This window comes from Cupriavidus sp. H18C2, from assembly GCF_049393795.1.
Classification (GTDB): Bacteria; Pseudomonadota; Gammaproteobacteria; order Burkholderiales; family Burkholderiaceae; genus Cupriavidus; species Cupriavidus pauculus_C.
Genome location: NZ_CP186011.1, coordinates 313695 through 326073 on the forward strand (window position 1 = coordinate 313695; position 12379 = coordinate 326073).

Consider the following 12379-nt stretch of genomic DNA (forward strand, 5'->3'; position numbering starts at 1 on the left):
GAGCGATTGATGCATCTTCAGTGACGGATCGCACAGCGATGTCGATCCCACGGGAAACGGAGCAAGGACGATGGCTGGTGTGGTCGATGGACTGAAGGCGTTGGGCGAAGGGCTGCGGCGAGCGACTGCCCATCAGTCATACTTTCTTGAAGTGCCGGCGGCACCGAGCGCCGTGGCGCTGTCGGTGGTCTCCTTCGACGCCGTCGAGCGGCTCGGCGAGCCCTACACGGTGACCGTCCGCGTCACCCACCCGCTGCCGCTGGACCGCCACGAGTACCTGCGCAAGGACGCCACCTTCTCGATCGATCCCGGCGATGGCTCGCCGCCGCGCCAGTTCTCCGGCTGCATCTTCCGCTTCTCCAGAACCCGCCAGACCCGCGACTTCCACGCCTACGAGCTGGAGGTGCGTCCGAAGGTGGCGCTGCTGACGCTGACCAAGGCGAGCCGCGTCTACCAGCACCAGACCGCGCCGCAGATCATCGAGTCGATCCTGCGCCGGCACGGGCTCGAAGGCAGCCAGTTCGCGTTCCGCACCCGGCGCGCCTATCCCGAGCACAAGTTCCGACTCCAGTATCAGATGTCCGACTGGGACTACATCCGGCTGCTGATGGAGCAGGAGGGGCTGTACAGCTACTTCGTGCCCGGCAAGTTCGGAGCCCACTTCGGCGACGTGTTCCAGGTCTGCGACGACATCGACCACTACCTCTACCAGCCCGCCCTGCGGGTGCCGTACCGGGAAACGGCCGGCCTTGAGGCCGGGGTCGAGACCGTCTTTGACATCCAGACGCACGTGCGGACCGTGCCCGAATCGATCCGGGTGGCCGACTACAACCCGGAAAGCGCCTACGAACGCCTTGCCGCCGAGGCCAATGTCGCCCGCAAGGAGAAGGCCAACTACGGCCAGTCCTACCTCTATGGCACCCACCACCTGGATGCGGCCAGCGCCACCTGGGAGGCGCAACTCCGACACGAGGCGGCGCTGGCCGGGCAGATCGTCTACACGGGGCAGAGCAATGTCATCGGACTGTGTCCGGCACGGATCCTGCGGCTGGACATGGCGCTCGACGACGCGCCGAACGGGCAGGTCATCACCGAGGTCGTCCATTCCGGGGCGCGCGACGAGGCCTATCGCAATACCTTCAAGGCGATCCCGTCGGACCGGCGCTTCCGCCTGCCGATCGACGAAAGCCGGTGGCCGCGGATCGCCGGCACGCTGAGCGGCCGGGTGACTTCCCCGGGCGAGTACCAGTACGCCTACCTGACGCAGCAGGGCCTGTACGTGGTGCGCCTGGACCTGGACTTCGACGACTGGCCCAAGGGCAGCGAAAGCGTGCCGCTGCGGCTGGCCAAGCCGTTCGCGGGCGCGCGGCAGACCGGCTTCCACTTCCCGCTGATCGACGGCACCGAGGTCGCGGTGGCCTTCCGGGACGGCGATCCGAACAAGCCCTACATCGCCCACGCCCACCACCACAGCGAGCACGAGGACCTGATCACGAACCAGGACCGCTGGCTGTCGCGCAACGTCATCCGGACGCAAAGCAACAACAAGCTGCGATTCGAGGACTGGGAGGGTGAGGAAGGCGTCAAGCTGTCGACCGATTACGGCGGCAAGAGCCAGTTGAATTTGGGCTATCTGGTCGACGGACAGAGGAAGAAGCGCGGGGAAGGGTTCGAGCTGCGGACGTCGGGGTGGGGGGCGATCCGGGGTGGGAGGGGGGTGTTTATTTCGGCCGATGACCAGCCTGGGGCTGGGGGGCAGCAATTGGCGATGGGCGCGGCCGAGGCCGTTCTTTCCGAAGCGCTGGAGCAAATGCAGCGGCTCAATGATTGCGCCGCCGTCGCGAAAGTCCAACTTGCTGATATCGAGCGTCAGCGCGACCTGATGGAAGCGAGGCTGCAGGACCTGCAGCAGGCCGTCATCCTGGCCAGTGCGCCGGCGGGCGTCGCCATCGCCACAGCGCAGAGTATCCAGCTTGCAGCCAATGGCAACGTCGTCGCCTCGGCTCGCTCTCACCTGGACCTTGGCGCTGGCAAACACGTCACCATCGCCGCGGGACAAGGCGCGTCGATCTTCTCGCAAGAAAACGGCATCCGGCTCGTGGCCGCCAAGGCGGACTTCTCCGCTGCAGCGCATTCCGGCTTGATGCAGTTGATGTCATCCCAGGACATGAGCCTGTCCAGCGTCAACGGCAAGCTGACAGCAGTGGCCGCGGAAACCCTCACATTGGCCAGCCAGGGTGCCTACATCAAGCTGGAAGGCGGCAATATCGAACTGGGCTGTCCTGGCAGCATTACTTTGAAGACAGGCAGCTTCACGTGGACGGGCCCGGCAAGCCTCAACCCGCCCCTGCCAGATCTTCCCGTGGGGGCGTGTCGCGACTGCCTGCTGGATGCACATCGCGGTGTCGAGGCAATGACCGAGAAGGCATGAGCATGAAACTCAGCGATGAACGGCCATTGACGGCTCCATCGGATCAAGACACCGGCAGTCTTGCCGCTCAAGTCCTTGCAGCTCGTCATAGGCTGGACCGGCACGACGCCGGCACAGCCGTGTCGCTGTTTGCACTGGTAGACACACGCGGATTCCCCGAACTGCGGGCGGCCATCGAGCGGCATGGCGGGATAGCGTTCGCGGCCCTGTGGGACGGCACCGATCTCGCTCCGCATCGTGACATCTCTCCACTGCTGATTACCGTGGTGGACGGCGCCAAAGGCATCAAGGGCTACGAGGACAAGGACGACGGCGACGGCGACGACGGATCGCTGTCCCTGCTGAACCGGCTTGCAGAACTCCCTGCCGATGGGTTCATGGTGACGTGGTTGTGGAGTTTCTGTTCACTGCCGGAAGTCGAAGCGCATCTGCGGGGCTATTGCGAGTACGCACTGCCCGATCGGCGCGCGTTTTATCTTCACTTCTACGACAACCGCGTGCTGGAGCGACTGCGGAAGGTCTGGACACCGGAGCAGTGGTCTGCATTCGCAAGCATCGCGTGCGAAATCTGGTATCGGGACCGATCGGGCGCGCCGGTCGTCGACGCTCAGCATCCGGTACCAGTCGAGTCCCTGACGGCATCGGCGCCAGTCATGACCGCAGAGCAGCACGCGGCGCTGCTCGAACTTGGCTATGCGGACAAGATCGCCCTGCAACTGCGAGACGTGTATGGCACGCACCTTGATCCGCTATCGCCTGATGCGCTCTACGGCGCCGTGCAAACGCAGATGGAAAGGGCCGCAGCGTATGGCATCACGAGCGAGGCCGACATGCTGCGCTATGTTGCCAAAGGCCTGCTCGTGTCTCCCGAGTTCGATCAACACCCCGAGATTCACAGGCGTTTGCAGGCTGCAAGGTACGGCGACCTTCCCTTTGCCGTGGTCCTGTCCGATGTCGGAACCGCTGAGACGCCGGATACGACGGATATGGAAAGATGAGACGCCGGATCCTATGCAACCTGCTGCTCGCGGCGACATTCCTGTCCGGCTGCGACGCCTGGCAACCTGCGCCAACCTACGGTGGTCTGAGCATCGCAGGGTTCAACTACACCCCTTACAACCTGGTCCGCTTTGTCATCACCGACCGGTATGGCAACCGAGCAAGCGGTGGAGGTGACCTGCCGCCCGGCTCCGGCGAGGGCAGACTGAGCTGCTGCTACAAGCTGAAGGGGACAGAGTTCACGGTGAAGTGGATTGTGGTCGATCAGGATGAATTTCTGAAGGATCCATACGGACCTCTCCAGAAGATTCACAAGACCACCGAAGTACACCTGCCGCCCACCAAGATATCGGGTGATTTGGGCTCGATCGTACTCGGCTTGCACTTCTACCCCGATGACCACATCGAGTTCGAGTTCCGGACGGATCTCCGTGGTACGCGCATCTTCTACGGCGCCATTGATGAATGGCTGCTGAAGAAGCAAGGGAAGACTTTCAACGCCACGAGGGAAGACTGGGTCGCATTCCGCAGAACCGCAAGGATCGCCGGGGAAGGATGGATCAAGTACCGGTTTGCCAACACGGAGGATCTCAAGCAGTACGTGTACTACACGCTTCTGGTGAATCCCAACTTCGACCAGCATCCGGCGGTACGGCAGATCATCGAAGAGACCAAGGGTCGGCCGGGCGCGTTTGGCGAAGCCATGGAAGCGTTGCCCGCGTCGGTCGTGGCGGCCCTGAGGCGTAGCAACGTGGAACAGGCGGCACCAAGGAGCAAGCCATGAATAGAAGACTAAGAACCGCGATCGCTGCGCTCGGACTCTTGGTCACGATAACGCTGGCCGGCTGTGATGCGCTGTCTACGGAGCCCACCTACGGTGGTCTGAGCATCGCTGGGTTCAACTACACCCCTTACAACCTGGTCCGCTTTGTCATCACCGACCGGTATGGCAACCGCGCAAGCGGTGGAGGTGACCTGATGCCCGGCTCCGGGGAGGGCTCACTCAGTTGCTGCTACAAGCTGAAGGGGACGGAGTTCACGGTGAAGTGGGAGGTTTATGACGCCGACGAAGCAATTCTTTCCCTCCGCGCTAAGCAGCCGATCAAAGTAATCCAAAAGACCGCGGCAGTTCGTATGCCGCCCACCAAGATATCGGGTGATTTGGGCTCGATCGTACTCGGCTTGCACTTCTACCCCGATGACCACGTCGAGTTCGAGTTCCGGACGGATCTGCGGGGTACGCGAATTTTCTACGACGACGTCTGGGACTGGCTTCGCAAGACTCACGGACCGCTTCTCAATCCCCATCAAGAGCATGAAACAAGCGTGGTGTTTCGTCGAGCCGCAAGGCTTGCGGCCGAAGGCTGGAACAAGTACCGATTCACCGATACAGCGGATCTGCAGCAGTACGCCTACTTCACGCTGTTGAATCCCAACTTCGACCAGCATCCGGCGGTACGGAAGATCATCGAGCAAACCAAGGGTCGACCGGGCGCCTTTGGCGAGGCCATGGACAACATCGCACCAAAGATCCTGGAAGAACTGAAAGGCAAGCAGTTTAAGCCGTCCCCGACAGGAGACTTTGATGACTAACACGACGTCACTCGACTCAGCAGACCGAACGCCGAACCGAGTATTGGACGGCATGATGGCCGCCCACAAGCCCTACAAGGCGGACGACTGTATTCCGTGCGGCGCAGTCGCCAAGATGGGGTTCTTCTTCGACGGTTTTGGGCGCCATCGCGACATCGACGATCCAGATACGTCTCGCTATTCGAACATTTGCCGCCTATGGGAAGCGCATCGAAACAACCGCGATTCACGACGAAAGAATGTGCCCAATCAATTCTGGTACCGCTTCTACTACTCCGGACTCGGTACGCCGCTAAACAAGGACGCCGAGAACAACGAGATAGTGTCAGCCGCAGCCAAGGCCGCGGCCGGATCGGCGGGAGCGGCCGCGGACATACTCCAAAACACCGCGCGGGACGTCAGCGGCGTGTCCAGAATGGGTGATATCGAGAAGGCACGCAAGCGGGCCCGGCAAGCGTTGATCGATGCGCTGGACGAGATGTCGTGGCGCCCCATTGCGCAGACCTTCGAAGACGCCATCGCGCACGCAAGAACGTTGCCCGACAAGACGATCAGGGTGCTGCAACTGGCTGCGGAACGGCGCTGGGTGAGGCGGGCCATGGCAGCGGGGCGGGCGGCCATGTACGACATCAAGAAGAATCCGCTGAAGGCCGCAGTTGTATTTGCGAAAGCCATTTCTGTTGACGTCGTCCTTGATGCCATTCCCTTTGTCAGGGATAGCCGATTTGCCGCAATGGTGTTCGGAACGGGCGTCGAAGACCGGCTCAATGCCGCGCTGAAACAGTTCGAGTATGCCTATCGTGACGTAAAAACCAGCGCCGGAAAAGTCCAACGCATCGAGGTATCGGTGTTCGCGGCGGACCGTGGCTGTGTGATCGCGCGCGCCTTCGTCAATGAACTTGTGCGCAAGTACAAGGGCCGCAGTGATCTCGATCTCCGGATGGTGCCTGTCGGCGAGAAGGGTGACCCGATCGAGATCCGCTTTCTCGGACTGCTCGACGCGGTGTCCTCGGTCATGGCCGAGAACGAGCTGGTTGGCATTCTGCCATTCGTCGGCATGATCAAACAGCATCATGGTGACCGCGAACTCGCGGTGCCCGCGGCGGTTCAGAAATGTGTGCACTTCGCGGCTGCCCACGAACTGCGTTTCTACCAACGGCTCGACAGCCTGGAGAAGACGCGCGGCGAACAGTACCTTTATCCCGGCACCAGCGAGGACATCACTGGCGGCGCACCGCCAGGGTCGTTGGGGATCAGGGCCGAACTGCAGCGTGTGGCCCTGCGGGACATGCTGCATGAGGCGTTGATGGCTGGCGCGATGCTAGATACGATGGAAGACTTGGAGAGACACAAGCCCCGGACTTACGAGAAATTCACCCTGGCCGCCTCCCTCTCGAACGGCAAGACGAACCACAGGATTCCCGATCTCATCGACGCGTATCGCAAACTGGTGCCGCGCGAGCGGGGTCTCAACTTTCGGGCACACATGGAAGTGTTCCTTCGCTGGCTGGCCGTCCGCTACCAGTCGCCCGAGTTCCGCAAGACAACGGCCGCCCATACTGACGAGATCAAGCGACAGCATGTCGAGCGCGCACAAGAGATCAGGGCGGCGCAAGCAGCCTACAACGAGGAACGTCGCCGCTTGCCGGCCGATCGTGTTGCGATGGGCAAGGCACTTGCCAGGTTGCACGCCGCGCGCGAGGCGCAGGTCCTCGCCTTGCCGGGTACCGTGCTTCAGCTGCAACAGCCCATCGTGGGCGTCTGGGAGCGTATCGAGAATGAAGCGGCCGAACAGGTGCGGCAGCGTGCCGCCCATGAGAGTCTCAAGCGATCCGCAGAGAAGATCCGACAGATGTCGAACGACGCGGATTTCTCGGTTCGCCAGGAAATAGAAAGTGCCGCCGACGCGGTGGAGTCCATGCTGATGAGTCAGGAGGCCCTGGCGCTTGTGCAGGCATGGAAAGACGGCCTGTCTGGCAAGCATCCGCTGCCGGATGAGGTCATGATGCTCTTCGACATGCTGGTGCACGACACGATGTTGACCAGTTGGCACGATCATGTGCTGTCGTCAACGCTGTACTTCAGGACCCGTGCCACGGATACGCTGGGTGAGACCGACGACTTGGCCGAAGCCATGCAGCGGCAGCGCGACGACATGCGCGCTCGGCGCGCCGAGCAGATGCCGACGATGGCATCGCCTGCGGCGCGGCCCTCCGCAGGCTCAGGCGTCGCGCCGCGGAGGCAATGATGTCCGGGATCATCAGGGAAGGCGACCGCTTGAGCCAAGGCGGAGTGGTGCTGCGTGGCGGGGGCCGGATGTTCATGGGGCGTGCGTTGGCACGCCGTTCCGACCCGGTGCAGTGCGATGTGCACGGCTACAACTACATCGCCGAGGGCAATCCAGACATTCGCGATGGAGACCTTGAAGTGGCCGAGGACGGCCACCGATGTGCCTGTGGCTGCAGGCTGATCTCCTCATTGGCCAACAGCGGCTCGCGTTAGGACAGAGATGGCAGTCGATCTTTCGCGCTTGCCGGAGGAAGTACCCGTTCCCGAGGCCAGGCCATCACTCCTCGTCTGGTCGATGGTCTTCATCGTGCTTGTGCTGTCTGGCTCTGCCTCCGCGCTGTGGCTCTGGCCCAGACAAGCTACGTCGCCCACAGCCTGGTTCTGGATCTCGGTCGTCTTGCTCCCGCTGTGTCTGGCCGGTGCCCTGGTACTGCGACACTTCGCCCGCATCGAAGGCCAGAAGAACCAGGCGCGGGCCATGAACACGGCGGTCAGGGCATTCCGCAACGCAGTATTCAAGGTGGCCAGCACGCCGTTGGCGGTGCTGTCTTCCGCATACATCGTGGACGTGGATGAAGCTGACAATGCGTTGCACGTCATCAGGCAACCTGCCGTGAAACGCACGCGCCAGTCCCTGCATTCGCGCGAGCGGATACAGGCTCGCGTACTGGACCCCTTGGCGGCGGCGTTGACTGTGGATGACAGCGCGCGCCAGAAGGCCACGCTGTCATGGGTACTCAAGTCACTGCTGGCGTCGGTTGCCGACAAGCTGGAGACGATTCCTCCGAGCATTCCGGTAACGATCCACCTCGATATTCAGTCGGTGCTCGATCAGTCGGACCTCCAGGAGGTTTGGCGGCAGCTTCCTTCATCGGTACGTTCGCCCAGACTCGTGGGCGATCCCGTGTTCGCGCCGACCGGCGGGTTGTGGCTGGTCGACGCGTGGCTCGACCGTGCCGCGTCTGACGTGCGGGATGGCGTCAGCATGCTCGTCAGCGTCTGCCTGAGCGAGGTCCGCGAAGCAGACCCGCAGCTTGGTAGTTGCGAGGCAGCGTCGATACTTCTGGCGTGCCCGGAGGATCTCGCGTTGCGGCTGGGGCTTTCCATTGACGGGTGGCTCCATCGTCCGCAGCAATGCAACGGCATGTCGATGGAGCAGGCGTTGGGCTATGCGCTGAAATGGGGCCGGGTCGAAGCCCAGGCGATAGGCGGCGTCATCAGCGCTGGCCTGCAACAGGAGACCGCCTCGCAGCTGAGTATCGGCTTGCATAAGGCGGGACGCTCGGAGCGTAATGCGGCTTCCGCGGATGTTGTGCTCGACACGATGGTCGGCGATGCCGGGCTTGCCGCGCCATGGCTCGCTGGCACCTTGGCGTTGGCGGAGGCAAAGCAGTCGGGAAGGCCGTGCATCGTTGCGACGCAGGATGAGCAACGCACCTTGCTGGCGGTCTTGGTGCCCTTTGCACATGAACAGCAGGAAGGTAGGTGAAATGTTCAAGTTTCGTGTCGACGTAATGTCGTATGTGCTGGTGGCAGTCGTCATGGGGACCGTCATCTGGTACAAGGGCGATACCCTTGGGCTGGAATCGGAAACCCAGCGAGCCGCTGCAATCAGCGTACTGTGCGGCTTGCTGCTGCTGATTGCGCTCTATTTCGGCTTCGAGAGCCGGCGTGACGAGGCCCAGGCAGCGCAGCGCCTGGCCAGGCTGCTTCGCCAGAATGCCGCTCAGCTCGACGGCACTACGCAGTCACTGATCCTTGGCAAAGAAGACACACGTCGCAATGCGCAAGAGGTTGCCGACCTGGAAGCGCTGTGCCGACGACTGAAGGATGAGGAGGGCTGGCGGTGGCGGTATCGCCGGCCCTGGCTGCTGCTGACAGGGGACGATGCGGCGCTGGATCGGCTCCTTCCCGGCTTCGGGCATGGCAGTTGGTTGCTGACGCCCGACGCGGTGTTGCTGTCCCACAGGCCGGTCGAGGAAGGCACCGTGGACGCGCCATGGCTGAAGCGGTTGTGTCAATGCAGGCGACGACGTCCTGTTGACGCGGTTGTCATCGTGACAGACGGCAATCTGGCAGTACCCGAACCCCGGCGGAGTTCGCCTGCGTGGCGACACGTAGCGTCGCGTATCGCAGCCGTGCTTCGTTCGTCGGCACCGACCTTCATGCTTGAGGTTGCCATGACCGCCCGGCGTTCAGGAGAAGACACTGCTACGCCCATCGTGGCTTGTGAATGCGGTGAGGAAACGGGTACGGGAGACCTGTCTCGAATGTTGCTGGCGGTTCGGGACCAACTTGCGTCGCGCAGCCTCTCGCAAAGGATGGGTAGCCAACCTCGAAGCTATCTGGCGCGCCTGTCGCAACGGCTCGATCATCGCGCGGACGCCCTTGCGGCATGGCTGTCGCAGAACGCGGCTCAACGGCGTCGGGCCGTCCACGGCATAGTGTTTGCGCCATATCCACCAGGTCCGGCGACCTCCACCACGGAAGTCGAGACAGATTCGTTTCTCTGGCAATACCTCACCGAGGCAGCACGCCGCCACCCCGGCCGCCGGACGGTCTGGCATCCGCTGACGATTGCCGCCGGCGTGACCACGGCAGCCGTCGCGCTCTGGACCACCGCCATGCTTCTCTCCGCCGTCCAGAACCACCACGACCTCCGCACCGCCCGCCAGGCGGTGCAAGCCCTCCACACCGCGAGAACCAACCCCGAAACCCGCCTCCAGGCCCTCGACACCCTCCAGCAACACATCCAGCGCTACGAACACCGCCTGCAGCACTCGGCCCCTCTGTTCACCCGTTTCGGCATGAACCGCGACGCCGAGGCGCTGGCCGCGCTCTGGAAGCCCTACGCGGCCGCCAGCCATGCCGTGCTGGTCACGCCCGTGGTGCAGGACATGGAGGCGACGCTGGTCGATCTGGCGCAGTTGCAGGTCCAGGGCCTGACCGATGAAACCAGCCGCTGGGCGCTCGATGGCCGGGATACCCTGAAGGCCTACCTGATGCTGGCCCACCCCGAGCGGGTCGAGCCCGACTTCCTCGCCCAGCAGCTTGCCCGGCACTGGTCCACCGAAGCCCGGATCACGCCGGGCCGGAAGCAGGATCTGGCCGAGCGCTTGGCCCGGTTCTATGCCGATCACCTGCGGGCCCATCCCGACTGGCGGGTCACGCCCCGCGCGGAACTGGTAGCCGGGGCGCGCCAGACGCTGCTGGCCGTAATCGGCGAGCGCAACGCGGTGGATACGATCTATCAGACGATTCTCGAAGGGGCCGGGCGCAAGTACCCCGACCTGACCCTGGCCGCGCTCGCCGCGGGCACCGATACCCGGGGCCTCGTGCGCGCCACCGGCGCCGTGCCGGGCGTCTTCACGCGGCAGGGCTACGAGGGCTACGTCGAGGCGGCGATCGAGAAAGCCACCCGCAGCCAGGACGTCGCCCATGACTGGGTGCTGACCGACGGTCATCCGGAGGCCGCCCAATCGTCGACGCAACCGTCAACTTCGGCCGATGCCTTGCGCGACGCCCTCGCGCAGCGCTACTTCGCCGATTATGCCGAGCATTGGCAGCAGTTCATGAACGGATTGCAGTGGGAGCCGGCCACCACGCTGCCGGGCGTGGTCGACCAGCTCAAGCTGCTGGCCGACGCGCGGCAGTCGCCGGTGATCGCGCTGATGAAGTCGCTCGCCTACCAGGGCGGCGCCGGGGCGCGCAAGGATTCGCTGTCCGACACGCTGGTCGCCAAGGCGCAGGGCATCCTGGGCCGCAAGGACGAGACGCCGGAAGCCGTCCGGCCTGACCCCGCGGGCCCGCTCGGCGCGGCCTTCGGGCCGGTGCTGCGGCTGGCCGGGCAGCCGTCCACCGGCAACACCGGCGGCAGCGAACTGAGCCTGCAGCGCTATCTGGACCGTGTCACGGCCGTGCGGCTGCGCCTGCAGCAGATGACCCAGAGCGCCGACGCGAACGCGCTGGCGCGCCAGATGGCGCAGTCGCTGTTCCAGGGCAAGGGGTCCGATCTGGCCGACACGCAGGCGTACGCGCGGCTCATGGCGGCCAGTCTCGGCGCCGAATGGGCCGGCATGGGCGAGACGCTGTTCGTGCGCCCGGTCGTGCAGGCCGAGCAGTCGGTGCTGCAGCCCGCGCAGGCCAGCCTGAACGAGGCGTGGCGCCGCTCGATCGCGCTGCCGTGGCAACGCGCGTTCGCCGGCCGCTACCCGTTCGCGGCGACCGCCAACGACGCCTCGCTGCCCGAGCTGGCCCGCTACATCCGGCCGCAAAGTGGCCTGATCAACACGTTCCTGCTGGCCGAACTGGCCGGCGTGCTGGCGCTGCAGGGCGACCAGTGGGTGCCGGTGGGCAGCGGCACGGGGCTGACGTTCGACCCGGCGTTCCTGAAGTCGATCAACACGCTGCAGCGCATCGGCGCCCATCTGCTGGTGCAGGGCGAACCGAGGTACCAGTTCGAACTGCGCCCGATCCCGACGCCGGGCCTGACCGACACCCGGCTGACCCTGGATCGCCAGACGCTGCACTACTACAACCAGCGCGAGACCTGGCAGGCGATGTCGTGGCCGGTGGCCAACCTGCAGGAGCCGCGCACGCTGCTGCAATGGCAGACCGAGCGGGCCGGCACGAACAAGACGCTGGAGATCGAGGGCGTCTGGGCGTGGGTGCGGATGCTGGAACACGCACGCGTGACGCCCATCGACAGCGCCACGGTGCAGCTGACCTTCCACGCGCGTCCCGACACCGGCGATACCAGCCCGGGCATGGCAAAGCCCAAGCCCGAATCCGTCGAGCCCTCCGACAGCGCCGCCAGCCTGCTCCCGCGCGCCGAGCGCGTCGCCGCACCGGCCACGCTCGTCCATCCGATCCACTACCAGATGCGCACGGCCGTCGGCCGGGGCCCGCTGGAGGCGCTGGAACTGCGCGATTTGCGCCTGCCGGAGCGGATCTTTGTGGATCGGGCGGCGGTGCCAGCGCGACCTTTGAACTCAGGTGCGCGGGAGAGTAAGGGGGAGACCCTGTAGATGCCCAAGCGCAAGACGCTGCTCAGACATTTTCTGGTGC

Annotated in this window: 8 protein-coding genes; all 8 read left to right on the forward strand. The window is 64.1% G+C overall.

All coding sequences use genetic code 11. From position 1 onward, the window contains the following. The first annotated feature begins 70 nt into the window (after nucleotides 1–70). Entirely contained in the window at nucleotides 71–2431 is a 2361-nt protein-coding gene (locus tag EPAKOI_RS18075) for a type VI secretion system Vgr family protein (RefSeq protein ID WP_423194186.1), read from the forward strand. Next, nucleotides 2428–3429 carry a DUF4123 domain-containing protein gene (locus EPAKOI_RS18080; protein WP_423194187.1) on the forward strand — a complete coding sequence of 334 codons (1002 nt, stop codon included), beginning with the start codon at nucleotides 2428–2430 and terminating at the stop codon, nucleotides 3427–3429. The genes EPAKOI_RS18075 and EPAKOI_RS18080 overlap by 4 nt, the downstream gene beginning before the upstream one ends. Beyond that, the gene (locus tag EPAKOI_RS18085; RefSeq protein WP_423194188.1) at nucleotides 3426–4214 is read left to right on the forward strand and encodes a hypothetical protein; all 789 of its coding nucleotides are present in this window, start codon (nucleotides 3426–3428) and stop codon (nucleotides 4212–4214) included. Before EPAKOI_RS18080 ends, EPAKOI_RS18085 begins: the two co-directional genes overlap by 4 nt. After that, nucleotides 4211–5023, forward strand: a complete 813-nt coding sequence (locus EPAKOI_RS18090; RefSeq protein ID WP_423194189.1) for a hypothetical protein — start codon at nucleotides 4211–4213, stop codon at nucleotides 5021–5023. Before EPAKOI_RS18085 ends, EPAKOI_RS18090 begins: the two co-directional genes overlap by 4 nt. Further along, the gene (locus EPAKOI_RS18095) at nucleotides 5016–7271 is read left to right on the forward strand and encodes a hypothetical protein (RefSeq protein WP_423194190.1); all 2256 of its coding nucleotides are present in this window, start codon (nucleotides 5016–5018) and stop codon (nucleotides 7269–7271) included. The genes EPAKOI_RS18090 and EPAKOI_RS18095 overlap by 8 nt, the downstream gene beginning before the upstream one ends. Next, nucleotides 7268–7525 (forward strand): PAAR domain-containing protein, encoded by a 258-nt coding sequence (locus EPAKOI_RS18100; RefSeq protein WP_367613712.1) that lies wholly within the window; start codon nucleotides 7268–7270, stop codon nucleotides 7523–7525. The genes EPAKOI_RS18095 and EPAKOI_RS18100 overlap by 4 nt, the downstream gene beginning before the upstream one ends. A 7-nt stretch (nucleotides 7526–7532) precedes the next feature. After that, the gene (locus tag EPAKOI_RS18105; protein WP_423194191.1) at nucleotides 7533–8801 is read left to right on the forward strand and encodes a hypothetical protein; all 1269 of its coding nucleotides are present in this window, start codon (nucleotides 7533–7535) and stop codon (nucleotides 8799–8801) included. A gap of 1135 nt (nucleotides 8802–9936) precedes the next feature. Further along, complete coding sequence (locus EPAKOI_RS18110; protein WP_423194192.1) at nucleotides 9937–12339, forward strand: ImcF-related family protein; 2403 nt, start codon at nucleotides 9937–9939, stop codon at nucleotides 12337–12339. Nucleotides 12340–12379 lie beyond the last annotated feature (40 nt).